Genomic DNA, 20,015 nt, shown 5'->3' on the forward strand with positions numbered 1-20,015 from the left:
ACTTTTAGGGGTCACTTCATTGATGGAGTTAGGTGCGGCTTTGTTCATGACTCCACCAGGCGGTTAATTTCAGGACTTTAAACGCACTCTTTTCAGATACAGTAACATCATTTTGAAAAATTCATGCTTCAAATAACAACAGTTCGTTTTTCCCTTCATGCGTGAATAAACTCGCTTTATTCACATGAAGCGATCGATTTGTTCTTCCTTTAGAGGAATAAACTCGCTTTATTTACATGAAGCGATTGATTTGTTCTTCCTTTAGAGGAATAAACTCGCCACAATTAAATTTTATAAAGCAAAATTTATATATAGAAAAGCTCTTCTCATGCACTAAATTAAGAACATTGCAACAATCGTCGTTACAACAAGACCGATCACGACTGGAAAAAAGTTCCTTCTAGCGAGCTCGAACACATCGACTTTACATATGGCAGCAACAGGTATCATTGCCCAAGGGATTAATGTGCCTCCGCCAACCCAGATCGCAGCTATTTGACCTAAAGCTGTTAAAGTGGCCGCCCCGGCGCCAATTGCAGTTGCAAAAAGATTAGCTATTGAACCGGCCAATGAAATGCCCGAAAATCCTGAGCCATCCAAGCCCGTGATTGCTCCGACTACTGTTAATGTAACAGCACCAACTTGAGCCGATAATGGTACAACGGACGCAAGCGCGACTCCTAAATCGTTGACAATTCCGTGGGAGGAAGCTGGTAGCAAATCCCCTATTATTGTTTGAAATCCAGCATCCCCTAAATAAAAGAATGCAGCAATTGGTATGACAGGTCCAAACACTTTAAACCCAAACTGAAATCCGTCTATGAAGTAAGCTGTCGTTTTCTCTAAACCTTTACTTTTATGTGTAAAGAGTGTGATTAAAATAAGAATAAAAATTGCTGTGCCGCCAACAAGGGCTGTCGCATCTCCACCTTGTAAATTAAGCATAAACATAGCAGCTACATCAGCTGTAAATAATATGGGAATAAGCACAGCAAATATTTTTTTCTGATTAGCAGTTAACAATTTCTCGTACTTCTTTTCATCTTCCGGATTTTCGGTAATATCATCAGTGACGGCAGTATTCATTGTCATTTTTCCAGTCTTCATATCTTTCTTTAATAAATAAAATGCTGTGAAGGTTGTCACCACACCCATGACAATAACGAGCGGAATACTTGCTGTAATTACATCTGCAACGGGAAGGCCGGCAGCATCGGCTGTTAGCTTTGGAGCGGCCTGAATGACAAAATCGCCTGATAAAGCGATGCCATGACCAAATAAATTCATTGCCATTGCTACACCTAAGGCAGGTAAACCAGCACGTATAGCTACAGGCAACAAAACAGCACCAATTAAGGCAACAGCTGGAGAGGGCCAAAAGAACCATGAAATAGCCATCATCAAAATGCCGATTGTCCAATAAGCTAAGGATGGTGTTTTAATTAATTTTACAAATGGTGAAATCATCACATCATTAATACCTGTTGAAGTTAGTGTCTTGCTCATTCCTACGATAATCGAGATGACTAAAATAGTGGGTAGAAGTTCGGTTATAGCATATATAAAGCTGCCAAAAATGCTGCTTACCGACGCACTTAATGACCCTGTTGCTGTGATTGCTATTAAAAAAATGCCAGCAATACTAACAAATGTCGTATCGCGTCTCATGACCATAAAGCCAATAATTAATATAATAAAGAGTACATATATCCAATGGAGTGCTGTAAGCTCTACTCCCATGATCCTTACTCCTTCCTCACCCTTTAATATAGGCATTTACCCTGACTGGGTTACTATAAGGTATGAGGAACAATAAAAGTTGTGAGCCGCGTTAATTTGTCCATTTAAATTAATAAAAAATGGTAAATTTCACCTTTTTGTCTACTAAGAGCATTCTATTTTTTCCCTGAGCGTCGCGTTTATTAACCACCCACCCCTAACTTAACTAAATACAAAAGGCATACAACGTTCTTTATTTCGATCATTTCCCAGGTAATAAGTCGATTAATGTCGAAAAAGCCTCTCCAAATTTAAAAGAGAGGCTTTCGAGAAATTATTTCTTAAGCGATAGGATTTTACAGGCATTTTCATTCTTTCATGAAATGCGCTTAACTCTATATGAGTTTTTGAATATAACGCAGCCTAAATACATGTTTTGCTGTTTCACCTAAGTGATCTAGCAAATTATAGTTTGCATACGCACCGACAACCGCACCAATTCCAGGCAGGAGCTGCAACATTTTCACAAAATCTATATGATCGCGATATTCTTGTTGGAATACACGCCAATCCATATCAATTAATTCTTCCTTCCTTTCATCCCAGTGCACAATCGTCTCCAGCGTTTCTCGCCGTTTATCATCACTTGAAAAGGCGAGCTGAAATATGTGAAGTAAAAATAATCTTTCTTCATATTCAGAAGTATCGTATCCGTACACTGCTGCAGCTTCAAATAAGAATTTCATTTTAATAGAAAGCAGTAATGGAAAATCAGCCAATCCTAGAAAGATGCCGCCAGCACCTGTCCCGGCACCTTCAATCGTGGCCGTTTTCCGATACGAAGTTAATTTTTCAGCAAGCCTTTGATCCTTCTCCTCAAGTGACAGCTCTTCCATTGGCGGTTTTTTCGTAGTCAAATTAGATCCAGCCAGGGTCATCTTTACCATGTTTTTAATGGCATCTGTGATCATTGTATGAGCTTTTTCCGGTATATAATTATTCAGCTTTGTTTGTGCCTGTTTTGAAACGCGTTGAAACAGTCTTGATTTCTTGCCGATTTTATACATCCAATCTTGAACTTCTTTATATACATCTTGTTCATATATGTTCAACATTATAGCTCCTTTCTATTTAAAAGGAAGATCTCAATTTCCTCACAATATAGACATGTGAATATAAATAGGAAAACAGAATGCCGGCAATCAATGTAATTGCACCAATCACTATATCTCCTTTCATCATTAAAACTATAGTAAACAAGACTGATTGAACATATAAAATGTTTGCTAATAATCCTTTAAAAGATTTTTCTTTAACAGTGTGATTAACCGGGTATAAACTGAGCCAAAGTTTATTTTGATGATGCTTCCATAATGGCAATATTTGAAATCCTGTTAAATACATAAATAATAATGCGAAGATTACTTGCCCCATCCCAAACGAAATAAAGTAAATAATCGCACCGCCGATCAGAGACAGCCTAATAAAAATGCCTAAATAATCACCTGATCGTAAGAAAGTCCTCATAAATAAATGATGGTAGATCTTGTTTTGTGCAAAAGGTATGTTAATTAGCAACCAATCGAGCCATTTTCTTCGTTTAATTCTCTCCTTCAAATGAGGAACATCAGTAAACATATTTGCAAGCCTGTAAAAAGAGGCCATTCTCCGCTCTTCTGATTGAATTAAATATTCCCACTTTAAACCCTTTTCCTTCGTTTTCACAAAATAATAACCATAAAGCAGTAATAAAATGGCGCCAACAATTGCTAAAAATATTAGGCTTGCCCCTTCGAATAATAGGTAAAGAAATGTACCATTCACAAAAAACCTGACAAGTGAATCAAGCAAATGCGTTTGATTATTAATAAAATACTGCACTCTCCAGCGAATCGTGAAATTTAAAATCTTAAGCAATAGTAAAACTGCTAAAAACGGGAGAAACGAGCCAAAACTGCCATTATTCACACTTGCATACATTGGCATAAAGACTGCAAGACCAATGATAATCATATAGGCAGAGAATAAAAAGCTTACGAAAATTGCCTTTTTAAAATAACCATTTAACCGCTCTTCCAGCGGCAATAAAAACACTCTATCCGCTTCTTCTAGAAAGGTATAAATTGGACTGTAGGTAACTAGCAAACCAAGAATGACTGCCATGATGAGTGAAACAGGATAGTCCTGCGGCAAGCCTTTTACCCATTCTTGATAATAATATGCGGCAGTACCGATAAGAAAAACCATAACAATAACGATGTGACCGTTAAATATATATTTTAAATAGCGGCTAAGTTCTTTAATCCGTTTACTTAACCTGTCCTTCCATAGCCTTTGTTCATTAAACATAGTCTTCTTCCTTCGTTAATTGTATGTATAAATCATCCAATGTGGCTCCAGGCATCCTAAACTGGTCCCGCAGCTCTGCCAATGTCCCTTTTGCCCGAACCTTACCTTCATGAAGAATAACAAAGCGGTCACAATACCTTTCCGCAGTAGCTAAAATATGTGTGGACATTAAGATGCCCGCTCCGCTTTCCTTAACCTTTTCCATTAAATCCAATAGCGATTGAATTCCTAATGGATCAAGACCTACAAATGGTTCATCAACAATATATAAAGATGGTTGAACTAAAAACGCACACATAATCATTACCTTTTGTTTCATTCCTTTGGAAAAATGTGCAGGAAACCATTTTAAGCGCTTTTCCATCCTGAATTCCTTTAATAGATGAGCTTTTCTTTCTTGATATTCCTTTTTATCTACTCCATAAGCCATTGCAGTCATTTCTAAATGTTCATCTAGAGTCAATTCATCGTACAATATCGGGGTTTCGGGAACAAATGTAAATTGTTTGCGATATTCTTCTTTATCCTGCAAAAACGATTTCCCATTTATTGTTATTTCTCCATTATGAGGCTCCATTAATCCAATAATATGTTTTATTGTTGTGCTTTTCCCCGCTCCGTTTAGACCGATTAAGCCTACAATTTCATTTGCCTTAACATCTAAAGAAATTTCTTTTAATACAGGGTTCCTTGTGTAACCCCCTGTTACCTTTTTGATGTCCAAAAGAGCCATAAACAACGTCCTTCCTAATTTTTCTAGCAAAATATATAATAATTCTATTGTAAAAAAAGCGAAAGCCCCTTGTCCAGATTGAGGATTTATTTCATTCATTTCTATTACGCATATTTAGCAAATATGCAGGGCATTCTATCTCTTGAAGGGGAAACATATCCATTCATCATTCGATGAAAAATTTGAGATGAGGTGTCTACAGCAGACAATTTCCTTTCAAAAACGATAAAGCTTCTTAAGTGACGAAAAGAAGGAGATGTTTTTATTGCACAATTGTAATGAAAACGCATTGATCATTTTTTAAGCACAAAAGGCCGCTTTACACGAAAGTGGTCTTCCCAATCATTTTAAATGAGGTGTTTATTAAATACGACAATCAAAGCCTTATAAGTTGTGAAACCTATAATGGATAGATCGTCAGCAAAGATCAAGCTTATCTCATTAACACAATTCATTTTGAATGAGGTGTTTGTTAAAGATATTTCCTGAAATAGAAGCACAATATGAGGCCTTCCCCTTCACTTCGGCAGGATTCTTAATGAATCCTGCCTTTTTCTTTAAGAAATAGCTATACTTATGATAAAATATGTTAAATATAAGTCATAGTAGGAGTTGAAATAAATGAGTAATTGTATTTTTTGTAAAATTGTGAATGGAGAAATTCCGTCAGCCAAAGTATATGAAAACGAACATGTTGTTGCTTTTCTTGATATTAGCCAGGTCACAAAGGGACATACATTAGTCATTCCAAAGGTACATAAAGAAAACATTTATGAGCTTGATTCAGAAACTGCCCAAAGAGTATTTGAATCCGTTCCTTTAATCGCAAATGCACTAAAAACAGAATTCAACCCTTTAGGTTTAAATTTGATTAACAATAATGGCGAAGCCGCAGGACAAACTGTCTTCCATTATCATATGCATCTGATTCCCCGTTATGGCAAAGGAGACGGTTTAGGTATCGTCTGGAAATCAAATGAATCTCAATATACTGGTGATGAATTAAAAGATATGGCGAATAGCATTAGCAGTCATTTATAATTTGTAAATTTCCTCTATGAAGTTTATTCCCTTAACGGCTTATACAGTCGTATGGGGAGTAAGCTTTTTTTTGATGGCACGTGCTCATGGACAAAATTACTCTCCCACCTTTAGAAAATATTCAAAATCTTTTTATTTTACTTCTGTACAATTGAATTTTTTTTGGTAACATAGTTATATCTTTATTTCTTTACAGTGATATAGAACAACATTGATGAAGTGTGGAGGGAAAATGATGAAACGTGCTTTAAATTTTAATGCGGGACCAGCAGCTTTACCTCAAGCAGTTTTGGAAAAGGCAGAAAAAAATTGGCTGAACTTTAATAATAGCGGAATGGCAATTATGGAATTGAGCCATCGCAGCAAGGAATATGAGGCTGTGCATAATCAGGCCATTACCTCTCTTCGAAAGCTGTTATCGATTTCTGATGACTTTGAGGTGATTTTCCTGCAAGGCGGAGCTAGCCTGCAGTTTTCAATGATACCAATGAATTTACTCTCTGAAGAAAGTACAGCAAATTATGTATTAACTGGATCATGGTCAGATAAAGCTTTAAAAGAGGCAAACAAAATTGGAAAAACAGCAGTTGCTGCTTCAACTAAAGAAGGCGGCTATCATTCCATACCAAATCTTTCGGATATAAAGGTAACTGAAGATGCAGCATATCTACATATAACAAGCAACAACACGATTTATGGGACACAATGGCATCAATTTCCTGATGTAGCGATACCAGTTGTCGCTGATATGTCCAGTGATATTTTGTCAAGACCACTTAATATGGATCAGTTTGATTTAATTTACGCCGGCGCCCAGAAAAACCTGGGTCCTTCAGGTGTTACGGTTGTTATTATTCGCAAAGAGTTAATTAAGGATAACGGAAAGCTTCCAACGATGCTTAATTATCACACTTATTCCAGCAATAACTCTCTATATAACACACCTCCTACACTTGCAATCTATCTATTATCACTAGTTCTTGAATGGGTAGAAGAAACTGGCGGCTTAGAGGCTATACAAAAAGAAAATACAGAGAAGGCACATGCTTTATATGCAGAAATTGACGAAAGCAATGGATTTTACATCGGACATGCCGAAAAAAATAGCCGTTCACAAATGAATGTTACTTTTAACCTGGCAAGCGAACAATTGTCTGCCAAATTCCTGGCAGAGGCGAAGCATGCAGGATTTGTTGGCTTAAATGGCCATCGCTCAGTTGGCGGCTGCCGCGCATCTATTTATAATGCAGTTCCAAAAGAGCATGTACATGAACTTGCTTCATTTATGAAGAATTTCCGCCTAAACAATTAATTTAGACATAAATGAAGCCTATTAACATTCTTTACTATCCACCAGCCAAAAAATACTTATTTCAAAGTCGTTTGATTGATGTTATAATTGGTTAAAGTTTTTCGCTATAGGCAATGAGTGCACTACAGGAGAAACATGAGTTTTAGGAGAACAATAGACTAGCTTAGGAGAGATGAGAAATGAAAAGTAAAAACTTAGTTGCTCTTGCCCTATTGGCAGGAATGGGCGTTGTATTGCATGCTATTACCCCCGGGATTATTATGGGGTTAAAGCCAGATATGATGCTTACGATGATGTTTTTAGGAATTATTTTATTTCCTGACAAGAAAAGTGTTTTATTAATGGGATTAGTTACTGGACTTTTATCCGGTTTAACCACTACTTTTCCTGGAGGATTATTCCCAAATATAATTGATAAATTCGCTACTGCCTTTATCTTTTTCGGATTACTTATGCTGCTAAAAAAAATAAAGGCTCAATCAGTTGTAGCCATTGTGCTTACAGCAATCGGAACCATCATTTCAGGTATCATATTCTTGACTTCCGCCTACTTCATCGTAGGATTGCCAGATGCATTCCTGGCAATGTTTGCGCTTGGTGTATTACCGGCTGCAGGATTTAACACTGTCTTAATGATTATTCTTTATCCAATTGCACAATCAATTAGCAAAAGAACAAAATTAAATGAACAAGCGCTACATTCATAATGCATACCTCGCCCGCTCTCATGCGGGCTTTTATTTTTCCTTCCCTCCTGTATTTACTGGCTTTTACTTAGATATTCTTGTCGTAATAATTCAAAAAGATGTTTCAATGAAAAAAATATTGTATGATAAAGCTAACATATTATTTAGAGGTGAATGTATATGAAGGCGAAAACACTATTTCTAGGATTCGTTGTTGGGGGAGTTGCCGCTGGAATAGCAACCCTTTTATCTGCTCCTGCTTCAGGTAAAGATACAAGAAAGTATATTTCCATCCAATCAAAATCAATCGCTTTGCAAATCAAAGAACTTGGAGAACAGCTGAAAGAGATAAAAAGCCGGTTAGCATATGTAGGCGAAGAAGGAAAAGAGGCACTCTCAACGTTAGCCACTGATATGGCAGATTCAATCAGTCAATGGAAGAAAGATATTCTTCCCCATCAACAGGAATTACAAAAAGAAATTGCAAACATCGAGAAATCTATTGCTGATTTAGAAAAAACACTTAATGTACCTAGTAAATAAATAAAAAATCCTTCTTTTTTCTAAAAATATTTTACGGAAAAAGAAGGATTTCTTATTTTAAGGAAGAAAACTAATATATTATGTTATAAAAATGGTCGTAAAATCTTGATTATGCCAACACATTGCATATTTTTTCAATAGACATGCTGTATAATTACACATTATAATATCTAAAAATTAAGTAAATTTATTTCTTTATTAATTTTTGTTTTATTGGCATAATGATAATACAATATAAAAAAAGTAGGTGAAACGAATGTCAGATGTGAATTACTCTATGAAGGAAGCCATGCTCTTTAGCCAGCGAATCGCGCAACTTAGTAAAGCACTATGGAAGTCTATTGAAAAGGATTGGCAACAATGGATTAAGCCTTACGACCTGAACATTAATGAACATCACATCTTATGGATTGCTTATCATCTGAACGGTGCATCCATTTCTGATGTTGCCAAGTTTGGAGTCATGCATGTATCCACTGCATTTAACTTCTCTAAGAAATTAGAGGAACGAGGATATTTAGAATTCTCTAAACGTGAAAGTGATAAAAGAAATACTTACATTAAACTTACTGAACAAGGTGAAAGCGTTTTTCTGCAAATAATGGAAACGTATCAGCCAGATAAAAACTCTGTATTTAACGGCGCGATGCCATTGAAGGATTTATATGGAAAATTTCCGGACATCATCGAAATGATGGCGATTATCCGAAATATATACGGCGAAGATTTCATGGAAATATTTGAGAAATCCTTTTCCAACATTGAAAGAGAGTTTACAGAAGAAGAAGGAAAATTGGTTAAAAAGCAGGAAAATGAAAAAGAACTAGTTAAATAAGAAAAATGATTCAAAGCGGAGTATTTTAGATAAAACCATTCCGCTTTTTATTTTTTGTTTTTTAATGGCGAGAACCCTATTGCTTTTTCAAAAATATCGGAGTAAAGTAGGCTTTGACTTTATCACTTACGCTATTTTGGAGGACAATCATGAGAATGAATTGCTGGAAGGCAATTAACTTGAATAAGCAATATGGCCATTTAAGAATGACTATTTTTTCATTGATGCTTACACTGTTTACTTTTATTATTATCTACATCCCAGCAGCTTATATTTTTACTGATACAATGTTTAATAATAAAGTATTTATTATCTTTTTTACTTTGTTTATTTTGCTTTATCCATTGCATAAGTTTTTCCATTTTTTATCTTTATTGCCTTACAATGATAAAATTAAAAAATCCTTATATTTAAAGTCAGGATTTTATCCAATTATTACGATACAGATTAATGAACCAATTTCTAAATGGGCATGTTTATTAGCCCTTTCAACTCCTTCTATTGTTATCAATAGTTCGTTAATTTTGCTTTCGTTTATATTTACTGAATATGCCGTTTATCTAATCATCCTATTATCCTATCATATCGGATTATCATTTTCTGATATGGTTTATATAAAATATGTGATGAGCGCGCCAAAAAATTCATATATTGAAGAAAACGAGACTGGTATCGAAATACTTGTCCTCTCGACTGATTGAACAAATGAGAATGTATCATAAAATATTAACCTTCCAACCTTTTATACTTTCTTTTTTTGTTTAATTTTGATATGGTAATTAACATACACATAGTCTGACTAGGGGAGGGAATCTTAGATGATCTCCATTTTCATTGTTTTTGCTGTCTTTATTTTATACTATATTAATAAAATGACTTATTCATTATGTCTACAAAAGGAAATTCCCGAAGAAAAACAACCTAAAGTTTACAGAACGATAAATGTTCTGATAACAATATTATTAATTTCATCTTTTGTAGAGATTGCATTAACTTAAACACATAATAAAAGCGGTGGATACATTCCACCGCTTTTATTATGTTGAATTTTTGAGGTGTCTAAAAAGGAGATTTATACTCAAGAGAGATTCCATTTTTAAGCCGCATACGAAAAGTTCTCATAGCCGTCCTTCTTGATTACTCAAGCCTTAACACCAAGAAGCTCCAATAATTACTAACAAAATGAAAAGAACAACAATTAAAGCGAAACCTCCGCCGTGTCCAAATCCACCGCCAGACATACAACTTCCTCCCTTCCAGAAACACTTTATGGTTGAATCACCTCATAGTGTTTCATAAATTAACACCAAGCAGCGCCTACGATGATTAATAATATAAACAGTACAACGATCAAAGCGAAACCTCCGCCGTGTCCAAATCCACCGCCCATGATAACACCTCCCTTATTAGGTTGTTACCACATACTATTCAAACACCCTGTTGTTCGAATAGGCGTGTATCCCGTCTTTAAGTAAATAAATGGTTCAATGGACGAAACACCCCTAAAAGTTTCTTTATATCCTATGTAGCTATACCAAGAATGGTTAGGCAAATACCCTTAATTTTTGGTCTATTTTTACCCTTAATGTTTTTGTTATCAAATCCTTTTGTGTTATAGTAAATATTGTGTATAAATGACAAATTATTTTGGGAGTGTTCAACATGAAAAAATGGATTTTATCCCTTTCTGTTGCAGCTGGCGTAGTTGGCTTAAGTGCGTGTAGTTCAGGGGACTCAGAGGTTGTAGTAGAAACTGAGAATGGAAACGTTACTCAGGAAGAATTTTATGAAGCATTGAAGGCGCAATATGGGGATGCAGTCCTTCAGGAGCTTGTCTATGAAAAAGTTTTATCAAAAAACTATGATATCTCTGATGAAGAAGTAAATGAAAAAGTGGATGAAATGAAGGAACAATTAGGTGCTAACTTTGAAATGGCATTAATGCAGTATGGTTATAAAGATGAAGAACACCTCAAATCCACATTAAGAACTGGATTAATGCAAGAAAAAGCTGCAACTAAAGATATTGAAGTAACTGAAAAAGAGCTTAAAGAATACTATGATAATTACGAGCCAAGAATTAAAGCAAGACATATTCTTGTAGAAGATGAAGAGACAGCCAAAGAAGTAGAGAAAAAGCTTAACGATGGCGGTGATTTTGCTGAGCTTGCTACTGAATACTCAACTGATCCTGGATCTGCAGCAAATGGCGGTGATTTAGGATGGTTTGGCAAAGGCCAAATGGTGCCTGAGTTTGAAGAAGCTGCTTATGCATTAAAAGTTGATGAAATCAGCAAACCTGTGAAATCTTCTCACGGTTTCCATATTATTCAAATGACTGAAAAAGAAGAGAAAAAATCATTTGAAGAAATGAAAGAAGAGATGGAATACGAAATAAAAGTGTCCAAGCTTGATGGCGTTAAGATTCAAGAAGCAATGACTCGTGAATTAAAAGATGCAGATGTTCAAGTGAAAGACGAAGACTTGAAGGACCTTTTTGAGACTGAAACTCCAGAAGCAGAAAATACTGATAAAGAAAACGACAGCAATAAAGAAGAAACAGAAGAGAAATAATGCAGAAAGAACCCTTTTAACTAAAAGGGTTCTTTTTTAGTTATAAAAGGTATTGTTCTTCATACTGCTCATTTAATATACAATACCCCATTGTTATGGTTACAAACATAGATGACAAGATTCTTCATATTAAACGCCCAATGATCTTTCATGTTCCGATTTTTTTTCGTCTCTTGCTTCTTCTAGGCGCTTCATATATACTTCTCCCTCTTGTTCAATCATATCATTCTCAACTTTGCGTTCATCTCTTCCTGTCTTCACTGCCATGAATGCACTAACAATAATGCCTGCTACAACGAAATAGACCCATACTGGTATCACATTACTTCCTCCCTACAATAGGTTTACTGCTTGTCTACTACACTCTATGCGAAGGAAAGAGGAATCATGACAAAAAATGTGAAAGTCCATTATGATTCAAATGAAACAATTTTAATAATCGAAAAAAAAATGCCCTTTATTAGGGCATCAGGCTGTAAAGAACCTCATCTCAAAAAAATGAACGGTTTAGGATTCCGATGCTTTCCACGTGGCGAGCGTCGAGCCACTTCGGCACTACGCGCCATTAGTGGCTCGACTGTCTCGCTCCTCTCCCGCAAAAGTCGAACGGACACCTCTCAACTGAAAATTTTCTTATTTTCACTTTCTAAGGCATTTTGATATCCCTTTATTGCGGCATCTTTTATTTATGGAAAGTAGGTTTATAAAATGAACGATTCTCCAGCGCAAATACTCTTTCAGTAAATTCACCAGGCTTGATTCGTTCAAGGGCGCGGTCAAGCATATTCATTTTTGCATCTAAATTATCTATATAATGAAGAATCTCTGCTTCTTTAATTAATGGAGGCTTCGGGCTGCCCCATTCAGCTTTACCATGGTGAGATAAAACTAAATGCTGGAGAATGACAATTTCTTCTCCTTTAATGGATAACTCCTCAGCCGCCTTCCCAATTTCATTGACCATAATAGAGATATGACCAAGCAAATTTCCCTCAACTGTATAAGAAGTAGAGATAGGTCCGGATAGTTCTATAACTTTTCCAAGGTCATGAAGAATGATGCCAGAATATAAAAGATCCTTGTCTAATGTTGGATACAAACCGGCAATGACTTTGGCTAAATCAAGCATTGAAACGACATGATAGGCAAGGCCGGAAACAAACTCATGATGGTTTTTTGTTGCTGCTGGATATTCTAGAAAGGCTTCCTGATGTTTCTTTAATAAATGCCTCGTAATTCTTTGGATGTTGGGATTTTTCATTTCAAAGATATATTGAGTGACCTTTCCCATCATTTCCTCTGAGCTCAAGGGAGCCGTTTCGAGAAAATCAGCAAGCTTTACAGAATCTGTAGGAGAAGCTGGACGAATTTGCCTAATTCTTAGCTGGTTTCGACCACGATAATTTAAAATATCCCCTGCCACTTTAACGATTGTTTCTGGGCTATAATTTTTTTCATCCTGATCAGAGACGTCCCAAAGCTTAGCTTCAATATCTCCACTTTGATCTTGAAAAATTAATGTTAAAAAAGGTTTGCCATTGCTGGCAATTCCTTTTGTTGCAGTTTTTATAAGTAGAAATAGTTCAATTTGCTCGCCTACTTCATAATATACGATTCCTTTTGACATCGCAGCACTTAATCTCCTTCCCTCGGAATACGCAAACATTCATGGAATTTTAGCCAAATGTTTGAATACACACTTCTATTAAATCAGTATAACATACTCCCTTCTTTTCCTTCCAAAAATTCCAGCTAATATAAAATAGCGGTATGACCTTTTATAATTAGCGATGGACAAAGTTGGTGTGCTAAATATGCTTTGGATTGATAGGACGCATTTCATCAATATACAGCTATATATATCAGGCTGAAGTGCTCGTTTTTTTGCTTACCTCAATAAGCTGTTGTGCAGAAAAATATTTAAGATGATGTTGATGACATGTGAAAAATAAAATCTGCTTTCCTTTTATTTTCTTCAGCAATTCAATTACTTTTTCTGTTCTATGATGATCAAAATTTACAAAGCTGTCGTCAATGATTATAGGGAAGGAATATTTTCCATACACTGTTTCTGCCAGCGCCAATCTAAAAGACAAGTACAATTGCTCTGCGGTAGCCTGGCTCAGCTCCTTCGCTTCAAATAAATCGCCTTCGTTATTTTCAATATGAAAATTACTCACTTCTTTATGCAAATAAATTCTACAATATTTGTTATTCGTTAATATACTAAAATACTCTTCTGCCTTAGTAAGAATTTTAGGCAGCCTCTCTTCTTGAAAACGCTCCACTGTTCTGGCAAGAACATTTTTTGCAGCTGCATATGTTGCCCATTCTTTTGCATGTTCTTCTAATTCTGCTTTTTTTAATTTATACGTATGCAGTAGGTCAGCATAAATCCCTCCTTCTTCAATTAAACTAATTTCATATTGGTTTTCTGCCATTTGCTTCTGCAGTAATGAAATCTCTTCCTCTATGTTTGCAAGGTGATGCTGAATTTCACGTGCTTTAGCCCGGATGTTGTTTAATGAATCCAGTTTCTCCATCTCTTCAAATGTAAGTGATGCCATCTTTAGTTTTAGATGAAGCGTCCTTAATTGTTCTTCAATACTTTCTTTCTTAGCAAATTTATTACCAAGCTCCCTATATGCTTCTATCGAATCGACATTCACTAATGTTAGCAGCTTGAATCGTTCCTCCAAATAATGATCACATAATGTATTGACCGACTGCCATTCCTCCTCAAGTTCCAACAGCTTTACATTCATTTCTTTCTGTTTAATTTGTTTTTCCATTTCTTCTTTTAATTTCTTTTTTAACATGTACGCACATTCCTGAATCGTCGTAGAATCCTCATTAATTAATAAATACAACGATTCAAATGCAGAAACAATTTCATTTATCCGATTTGCTGCAGCGTCTCTTCTTTCAATTAAATATCCCTTTTCTTTTACTAGCGCCTTTAGCCGTTCAATTAAATTGAAGGCATCAACTAAATGAAATAGCGCTAATGAATCAGGCAATTCAAGCTTGTGGCTCAAATCAATTAATACTTTTTCAGCATTCACTGAAGCGGCTTCCCATTCTTCATAGAAATATATTATTTTTTCATATTGTTCATTGATTTGTTTCAACTGCAATTGGGTTTGACTCATTTGCAACTGCAATTCATCATCTTTTTTCAGCAATGTTTCTGTTTCTGCTGTATTTATAGGATTAAGTCCGTTGATTTTTTCCCTCAATGATTTTTCTCTTTCTTTTAAAGACAGCATTTCAGAATCAAAAAAATCATCAGATCTCGATGTTTGTCTTTTCATTAAAGTGTAAATAGAAAAAATCATTCCACAAATTCCCGTTAATGCAATAAGCCAATTTCCACTCCAAAAACCCCAACTTGCCAGAATGATAAATAGCCCTGTGAATAAAGTAAATTGGATACGCTCTCCTTTCTTTTTGCTACCTGAACTCCTTGTTCTTTGCACCTTTTTTAACATTTCCTGTCTATCAAAAATGTCATCCAATTCTTGTTGTAACTGTTTTTTTTCATTAGCAAAAGATAATTGGCTTTGTAGCTCGATCCTTTCCTCCGGCTGGAGTGTATTTCTCTTTAACCCCGCTAATCCTTCTTCACACGCCATTAACGCTTGCCGTTCTTCTTCAAAGCGCTCATCAAGGTCCTGTTTTCTATCTTGTAGTTTTCTGTACTTCTCGGCTGCTTTTAAAATCTTATCTTTCATAAATACGCTTGTATCCAAGTTAATTAAGCTTTTTTCATCTATTGGGAGATGCAGTTTTTCTCCTAATAGAACAATTTCTTCTTCTATCGAGTTTAGCTTAAATGTCAATTCCTCTTCCTCTTGCTTCAGCTTCTCCCATAATGGGAGGCTTTCAACCGCCGAATGGATTTCATTTTCTTTATTCAGCAATTCTGCATGAGGGTGAACCTGATCTATATCAGCTTTTAATAATTGGATTCTTGATGCTAAGCTTGCCTTTTGAGCCTCTAGCGGATCTATTGCACTCTCTAGCCGATCCAGCCTAGCAAGACCGTCAACAGGAAACTTTACTGGCTCGAATATGCCGGCTTCTTCCTGCAATAGTTTATACTGCAAGTACAACGGCTCTATTTGTTCCCATTCCTTCAAGCTTTTCAATTCCACTTCCTGTTCTATCCGTTCTGATTGCAGTCTCTTAAGCTGATTTTCCATCATTTCTTTTTTTTGTAATCTTGTCCAATATTCCGCATTCTTTCGCTCTGCCTTTTTCAAGTCATGATGAATTTGCTTCATCTCTTTTAGCTTCATATTAATCAAAGGCTTATTTCCATTTGGCTTAAAGCGGTCTTCAAGTTCTTTTTGGAGCGATTGTTCAGCAATTAGAATTCTATCTGTTCCGATCGCCCCAGCGGAAAATAGGAACTTTCCTAAATCTTCGCCTTTTATTTGCTGAACATTTTGCAATCCATGTATATTAAAGGAAAAAACAGATTGAAATAGATTTTTATCGACTCGGTGCAGAAGCTCCTTTAATAAAGCTTCTCCACCCTTAGTCCCATCCTCAAGAAAAACGATAACATCTCCTGTAGCTGCCTTGCCTTTAACTCGTTCAATTACAGTTCTCCCGTGAATTGGAAAATCTATCATTAGCTTGCCGCCATAACTTGCCCCGTGCTTCGGTTCAAACCTTCGCTCTGCTTGCTGCTTTGTTGGAAAACCGAATAGAATGCTATGAATAAAGGCCATTATTGTCGATTTACCTGCCTCGTTTTCCCCGAAAAAAACTTGAAATTCTTGTAGATTATCAATAAATAAATCATTAAGCTTTCCAAATCCATAAATATGTATTTCAGTAATTTTCACTACTCCACCTCCGATTTTATTAGGAGATGCATTAATAAATTTTCTGCATCTTCAGCTAGGATTTTTTTATCATCCTCTGACAAACCGTCGATATATCTTCTGGCAGTTGGATGTGAATACAGGGTAGATAGACTTCCATCGAGATATTCAAGCTGTTCTGATTGCTTAAATAATTCATTGAAAAACTCAGATTCGTTTCCTAGTTTTGTTCGATTCCATTCTACCTTCACTTTGAAATCCAGTTCAAAAATCCAGACAAATGATTCCTTGTCTTTTTCTTCATCCTGCAATATTTCCAGCAGTTCACCGTTCTCTATCCCTTTTTTCTCTGTTTCCGTTAGTGTAATGTTTTCTACTATTAATTTTAACAAGACCCCCTTTTGCTCCTGTCGAACCTCTTCGATTGCTCTCCTGCATTCAATTAATATCTCATGAAAGGTTTGCGCTGCTGAAGCATCGATGAACATCTCATCCCAAATAACGGACTCCGTTTCAATAAATTCATACGAATGACCTGACTCCGTTAATTCGACAAGATAGCACCCCTTTCTACCTGTTTCTTTCTTATTTCTGCCTTGAATATTTCCTGAATAAATAATTGGCGGGCTCTCACTCAATACTGCTCGTTTATGAATATGGCCAAGCGCCCAATAATCAAACGCTTTTTCTTTTAAATCTACCAATCTGAATGGTGCATAGTTTCCATGATTACTGCTACCTTCAAAATGACCGTGAAGAATTCCAATATGAAAGTCTCCTCCATTCACTTTTTGATAATCATCAATCATCCTGGAATGGACATGCCTTTCTGGATAGCTGAAGCCATATAAGTGAACAGTGAGGTGATCATTTTTAAATTTCAGCATCTCTGGTTGATGACTGAATATATGAACATTTCCGGGCATTGGCAAGTGTGCCCATTCCCCTTCTATATGATCGTGATTTCCATGTACTGCAAAAACAGGGATACGCTCTTCTGCAAGCTTTTCCATCTCTTTGTGGAATCGCGTTTGAGCACGAATGCTGCGATCCTCCGCATCAAACAAATCACCAGCAAGAATAAGAAAATCCACTTTTTTCATCATTGCTATATTAATCAGTTTTGAAAAAGATTCAAAGGTGCTCTCTCGCAGCTTTTTGAAAATATTCTGCGGCAGATGCTTCAAGCCAACCATCGGGCTGTCCAAATGAAGATCTGCAGCATGAATAAATGTAACTCTTTTCATAACTATACCCCTCAATCTTTTTTCTTCATTTTAACGTATTTGAAAACCGAATGCACGTTCTTATAAAAGTTTTTGAAAATTGAACTTCAACTGATATATACATAATTGATTTGTTATAGACTAAAGTTTTTAAAGTTACGGTTACACCACTATGAAAAACTTACTTTTCAGTCAGATTCTGCGCTAAATAGAACTCTATCTTTCGAATCCTGCCTTCCGCCAGTAAATCTAAATATCCATCACTCATACCCGGAGTCGAACTCGAAGCCGGCGTTAAGTTATTTAATCGTTAATGGATATACGTATACTAGAAGGACATCCATCACAAAATGAGGTTAAAATTTCTTTAATTCTGCCTGTAAAAAAGCATTTCTATCTTTAATAAACTGCATAATAAATTGAGGTTCTTCATCGAAGTTTTTAATATAATCTCTTTTATATGGATCTGTTAATAGATGCGGGCGAATTTTACCATGTAGATCCGCTATTTTAGGTTCCATAAATTCTATCGTAAATTGATTTTCTAATATATCGTTTAATAGGCTGCAATAATTACTCCTAAAATTAGATATATCAAGAATTCTGGCCGATAATGTATTGAAGCCCTCGATTCTAACATAGTTATAATCCATTTCTTTTCCGTGTACATCTCTGCCCCATGTTGCATCATAATCCCAAGGCAGCACTTCAAATAATCCTGTATTCTCAGTTCTGCATAATGCATAATTATGAACAAACCCATCATAATTCTGCGTACAAACAACCCCTGCGAGCCATTTCAAATATTTATCGACATCTACGTATTTTATTATCTCCTTTTCAAATTCTGCTTTCGTCAGTGTATTCGTCTTAAAAATAAATTCATTCAAAAGCAGCTGCTCTTCTTCTGTCCCATATTTTACTTCATATCCAAGGTCTAATGAATTTTTCGGTTTTCTATCATCATTAATTAATGAAAAATTAGCGTCTCCATCTACCGCATAAAAAATTGAATGAATAGTTAAGCCTCTATTTTTAAAGTAGTTTTCGTCAACCGCTTCCAACTCCATATAGACGCCCTCTTGCCTCCCATTTAAAACTAAAACAACAGGTTTTGCCTTAGGTGTCAAAACACCAATGCTAGAAAAAAAATCAAATGAAAGTTTGTTTCTAATTAATGAAGGATCTTTATATTCCGCGTTTAAATGAATTTCAGTTGCCCCTCTGTATGTTTTAGGCTTATAAAACTGTACATGATAAGACTTCTTCTTAAATTTCCTTATATGAGAACCCCGATATACGACATCAATATCAAGCTTTTTATTGTTTATTGTTAATGATCCGGTAACAGGATCATCAGACCAAATATTCTCCTTTAATGCTGAAAGGTCCTGAGGACGAATAAATAATTTATACGTTTGTAGATTTGTTTCATTCACATGTATCACCCCTTGTAGCAAATGAACGGTCGGCCCCATCTAATAAACAAAAATAAAGCAAACAAATCACACGAAAAATGCTTTTCATCATCGTGACTGTCTCTCCTGCCACTGATTGTTATTTGACAGAATCAGGTTTTTCAGCCTGTCATTTGAAGCCTCACTAATTGTAATTGCCAACTCGTTATTAAAGGATATGAAATTGGCAAAAGAGATGCCACAGAGGTTTTTAGTCTAATTTTCTAAAAATACGCACTTTACTCATACAAAACCTGTTTTACCTTCGTACAATGATACTAATTAAAGGGATGTACTACTTAAAAAATACCAATTTATTATCAATTGACATTCCTTTATAAATAAAATAGGAGGAATAATTTTGAGAAGATATACTGGAGCAGATATTTCAGCTGCATTAGAAGAAGTTTCAAAGACTGAAATAAATAGTTTTTTACACCAAGAACCAGTTGGTAAGAAACGTTCTCGCAGAACTAGAAACACGCGTAGATCATCCCGTTCTCGCAGAAGCACGAGAGGTACGCGTAAATCATGCCGCTCTCGCAGAAGCACAAGAGATACGCGCAGATCATGCCGTTCTCACAGAAGCACAAGAGGCACGCGCAGATCATGCCGTTCTCGCAGAAGCACAAGAGGTACGCGCAGATCATGCCGTTCTCGCAGAAGCACGAGAGGCACGCGTAAATCATGCCGTTCTCGCAGAAG

General features: G+C 35.9%; 21 protein-coding genes. 10 read left to right on the forward strand and 11 right to left on the reverse strand.

Annotated features, from left to right (window positions below; translation table 11 throughout):
• Positions 1-333: 333 nt before the first annotated feature.
• The 4 genes from CWS20_RS26310 to CWS20_RS26325 form a co-directional block, all read right to left on the reverse strand.
• Positions 334-1,740, reverse strand: a complete 1,407-nt coding sequence (locus tag CWS20_RS26310; protein WP_066195884.1) for a hypothetical protein — start codon at positions 1,738-1,740, stop codon at positions 334-336.
• 374 nt (positions 1,741-2,114) lie between these two features.
• Positions 2,115-2,831: an EcsC family protein gene (locus tag CWS20_RS26315; RefSeq protein WP_180321529.1), complete on the reverse strand. Its 717-nt coding sequence runs from the start codon at positions 2,829-2,831 to the stop codon at positions 2,115-2,117.
• Between the two features lie 19 nt (positions 2,832-2,850).
• Entirely contained in the window at positions 2,851-4,068 is a 1,218-nt protein-coding gene (locus CWS20_RS26320; protein ID WP_066195878.1) for an ABC transporter permease, read from the reverse strand.
• The gene (locus tag CWS20_RS26325) at positions 4,061-4,801 is read right to left on the reverse strand and encodes an ABC transporter ATP-binding protein (RefSeq protein ID WP_066201469.1); all 741 of its coding nucleotides are present in this window, start codon (positions 4,799-4,801) and stop codon (positions 4,061-4,063) included. Before CWS20_RS26325 ends, CWS20_RS26320 begins: the two co-directional genes overlap by 8 nt.
• A gap of 621 nt (positions 4,802-5,422) precedes the next feature.
• On the opposite strand from CWS20_RS26325, the gene CWS20_RS26330 reads away from it, so the two are divergent.
• From CWS20_RS26330 to CWS20_RS28880, 7 genes are all read left to right on the forward strand, one after another.
• Positions 5,423-5,842 carry an HIT family protein gene (locus tag CWS20_RS26330; RefSeq protein WP_066195875.1) on the forward strand — a complete coding sequence of 140 codons (420 nt, stop codon included), beginning with the start codon at positions 5,423-5,425 and terminating at the stop codon, positions 5,840-5,842.
• Between the two features lie 235 nt (positions 5,843-6,077).
• Complete coding sequence (gene serC / locus CWS20_RS26335; protein ID WP_066195872.1) at positions 6,078-7,154, forward strand: 3-phosphoserine/phosphohydroxythreonine transaminase; 1,077 nt, start codon at positions 6,078-6,080, stop codon at positions 7,152-7,154.
• A 179-nt stretch (positions 7,155-7,333) separates the two neighbouring features.
• Positions 7,334-7,861, forward strand: coding sequence for a tryptophan transporter (locus CWS20_RS26340; RefSeq protein WP_066195869.1), 528 nt, complete (start codon positions 7,334-7,336; stop codon positions 7,859-7,861).
• Positions 7,862-8,020: 159 nt separating this feature from the next.
• The gene (locus CWS20_RS26345) at positions 8,021-8,383 is read left to right on the forward strand and encodes a YtxH domain-containing protein (protein ID WP_066195868.1); all 363 of its coding nucleotides are present in this window, start codon (positions 8,021-8,023) and stop codon (positions 8,381-8,383) included.
• 256 nt (positions 8,384-8,639) lie between these two features.
• Positions 8,640-9,218, forward strand: a complete 579-nt coding sequence (locus CWS20_RS26350; protein WP_066195867.1) for an HTH-type transcriptional regulator Hpr — start codon at positions 8,640-8,642, stop codon at positions 9,216-9,218.
• Between the two features lie 149 nt (positions 9,219-9,367).
• Positions 9,368-9,919 carry a DUF3267 domain-containing protein gene (locus tag CWS20_RS26355; RefSeq protein ID WP_083957334.1) on the forward strand — a complete coding sequence of 184 codons (552 nt, stop codon included), beginning with the start codon at positions 9,368-9,370 and terminating at the stop codon, positions 9,917-9,919.
• A gap of 117 nt (positions 9,920-10,036) precedes the next feature.
• A complete protein-coding gene (locus CWS20_RS28880) occupies positions 10,037-10,216 on the forward strand; it encodes a hypothetical protein (protein WP_066195864.1) in 180 nt (59 codons plus the stop codon).
• Positions 10,217-10,366: 150 nt separating this feature from the next.
• Here the strand turns inward: CWS20_RS28880 and CWS20_RS26365 are convergent, their stop codons facing one another.
• Both CWS20_RS26365 and CWS20_RS26370 read right to left on the reverse strand, forming a co-directional pair.
• Positions 10,367-10,459: a YjcZ family sporulation protein gene (locus CWS20_RS26365; protein ID WP_083957333.1), complete on the reverse strand. Its 93-nt coding sequence runs from the start codon at positions 10,457-10,459 to the stop codon at positions 10,367-10,369.
• Between the two features lie 59 nt (positions 10,460-10,518).
• Complete coding sequence (locus tag CWS20_RS26370; protein ID WP_083957332.1) at positions 10,519-10,608, reverse strand: YjcZ family sporulation protein; 90 nt, start codon at positions 10,606-10,608, stop codon at positions 10,519-10,521.
• A gap of 272 nt (positions 10,609-10,880) precedes the next feature.
• On the opposite strand from CWS20_RS26370, the gene CWS20_RS26375 reads away from it, so the two are divergent.
• Positions 10,881-11,792 carry a peptidylprolyl isomerase gene (locus tag CWS20_RS26375; protein ID WP_066195861.1) on the forward strand — a complete coding sequence of 304 codons (912 nt, stop codon included), beginning with the start codon at positions 10,881-10,883 and terminating at the stop codon, positions 11,790-11,792.
• 129 nt (positions 11,793-11,921) lie between these two features.
• On the opposite strand, the gene CWS20_RS26380 is transcribed toward CWS20_RS26375, so the two are convergent.
• Entirely contained in the window at positions 11,922-12,113 is a 192-nt protein-coding gene (locus CWS20_RS26380; RefSeq protein WP_066195858.1) for a sporulation YhaL family protein, read from the reverse strand.
• A gap of 66 nt (positions 12,114-12,179) precedes the next feature.
• On the opposite strand from CWS20_RS26380, the gene CWS20_RS28290 reads away from it, so the two are divergent.
• Entirely contained in the window at positions 12,180-12,452 is a 273-nt protein-coding gene (locus tag CWS20_RS28290; RefSeq protein ID WP_066195855.1) for a hypothetical protein, read from the forward strand.
• A gap of 22 nt (positions 12,453-12,474) precedes the next feature.
• Here the strand turns inward: CWS20_RS28290 and yhaM are convergent, their stop codons facing one another.
• The 4 genes from yhaM to CWS20_RS26405 all read right to left on the reverse strand — a co-directional run bounded on the left by yhaM (position 12,475) and on the right by CWS20_RS26405 (position 19,292).
• The gene (gene yhaM, locus CWS20_RS26390) at positions 12,475-13,419 is read right to left on the reverse strand and encodes a 3'-5' exoribonuclease YhaM (RefSeq protein WP_066195852.1); all 945 of its coding nucleotides are present in this window, start codon (positions 13,417-13,419) and stop codon (positions 12,475-12,477) included.
• 235 nt (positions 13,420-13,654) lie between these two features.
• Positions 13,655-16,648: an ATP-binding protein gene (locus CWS20_RS26395; RefSeq protein ID WP_066195849.1), complete on the reverse strand. Its 2,994-nt coding sequence runs from the start codon at positions 16,646-16,648 to the stop codon at positions 13,655-13,657.
• Positions 16,648-17,874 (reverse strand): metallophosphoesterase family protein, encoded by a 1,227-nt coding sequence (locus CWS20_RS26400; RefSeq protein WP_066195846.1) that lies wholly within the window; start codon positions 17,872-17,874, stop codon positions 16,648-16,650. Before CWS20_RS26400 ends, CWS20_RS26395 begins: the two co-directional genes overlap by 1 nt.
• A gap of 335 nt (positions 17,875-18,209) precedes the next feature.
• Entirely contained in the window at positions 18,210-19,292 is a 1,083-nt protein-coding gene (locus CWS20_RS26405) for a CotH kinase family protein (protein WP_241504270.1), read from the reverse strand.
• A gap of 467 nt (positions 19,293-19,759) precedes the next feature.
• Here CWS20_RS26405 and CWS20_RS26410 point away from each other — a divergent pair.
• Positions 19,760-20,015 (forward strand): hypothetical protein (locus tag CWS20_RS26410; protein ID WP_142385426.1); only part of this gene is annotated, 256 nt, incomplete at its 3' end.

This window comes from Cytobacillus horneckiae (assembly GCF_002835735.1).
GTDB lineage: Bacteria > Bacillota > Bacilli > Bacillales > Cytobacillaceae > Cytobacillus > Cytobacillus horneckiae.

What these genes read in the sequence shown, in the direction of transcription:
- CWS20_RS26310 (WP_066195884.1), bottom strand. Translation starts at nt 1,740, where the DNA reads ATGGGAGTAGAGCTTACAGCACTCCATTGGATATATGTACTCTTTATT.
- CWS20_RS26320 (WP_066195878.1), bottom strand. Translation starts at nt 4,068, where the DNA reads ATGTTTAATGAACAAAGGCTATGGAAGGACAGGTTAAGTAAACGGATT.
- CWS20_RS26325 (WP_066201469.1), bottom strand. Translation starts at nt 4,801, where the DNA reads ATGGCTCTTTTGGACATCAAAAAGGTAACAGGGGGTTACACAAGGAAC.
- CWS20_RS26330 (WP_066195875.1), top strand. Translation starts at nt 5,423, where the DNA reads ATGAGTAATTGTATTTTTTGTAAAATTGTGAATGGAGAAATTCCGTCA.
- serC (WP_066195872.1), top strand. Translation starts at nt 6,078, where the DNA reads ATGAAACGTGCTTTAAATTTTAATGCGGGACCAGCAGCTTTACCTCAA.
- CWS20_RS26340 (WP_066195869.1), top strand. Translation starts at nt 7,334, where the DNA reads ATGAAAAGTAAAAACTTAGTTGCTCTTGCCCTATTGGCAGGAATGGGC.
- CWS20_RS26345 (WP_066195868.1), top strand. Translation starts at nt 8,021, where the DNA reads ATGAAGGCGAAAACACTATTTCTAGGATTCGTTGTTGGGGGAGTTGCC.
- CWS20_RS26350 (WP_066195867.1), top strand. Translation starts at nt 8,640, where the DNA reads ATGTCAGATGTGAATTACTCTATGAAGGAAGCCATGCTCTTTAGCCAG.
- CWS20_RS26355 (WP_083957334.1), top strand. Translation starts at nt 9,368, where the DNA reads ATGAGAATGAATTGCTGGAAGGCAATTAACTTGAATAAGCAATATGGC.
- CWS20_RS28880 (WP_066195864.1), top strand. Translation starts at nt 10,037, where the DNA reads ATGATCTCCATTTTCATTGTTTTTGCTGTCTTTATTTTATACTATATT.
- CWS20_RS26365 (WP_083957333.1), bottom strand. Translation starts at nt 10,459, where the DNA reads ATGTCTGGCGGTGGATTTGGACACGGCGGAGGTTTCGCTTTAATTGTT.
- CWS20_RS26370 (WP_083957332.1), bottom strand. Translation starts at nt 10,608, where the DNA reads ATGGGCGGTGGATTTGGACACGGCGGAGGTTTCGCTTTGATCGTTGTA.
- CWS20_RS26375 (WP_066195861.1), top strand. Translation starts at nt 10,881, where the DNA reads ATGAAAAAATGGATTTTATCCCTTTCTGTTGCAGCTGGCGTAGTTGGC.
- CWS20_RS28290 (WP_066195855.1), top strand. Translation starts at nt 12,180, where the DNA reads ATGACAAAAAATGTGAAAGTCCATTATGATTCAAATGAAACAATTTTA.
- yhaM (WP_066195852.1), bottom strand. Translation starts at nt 13,419, where the DNA reads ATGTCAAAAGGAATCGTATATTATGAAGTAGGCGAGCAAATTGAACTA.
- CWS20_RS26400 (WP_066195846.1), bottom strand. Translation starts at nt 17,874, where the DNA reads ATGAAAAGAGTTACATTTATTCATGCTGCAGATCTTCATTTGGACAGC.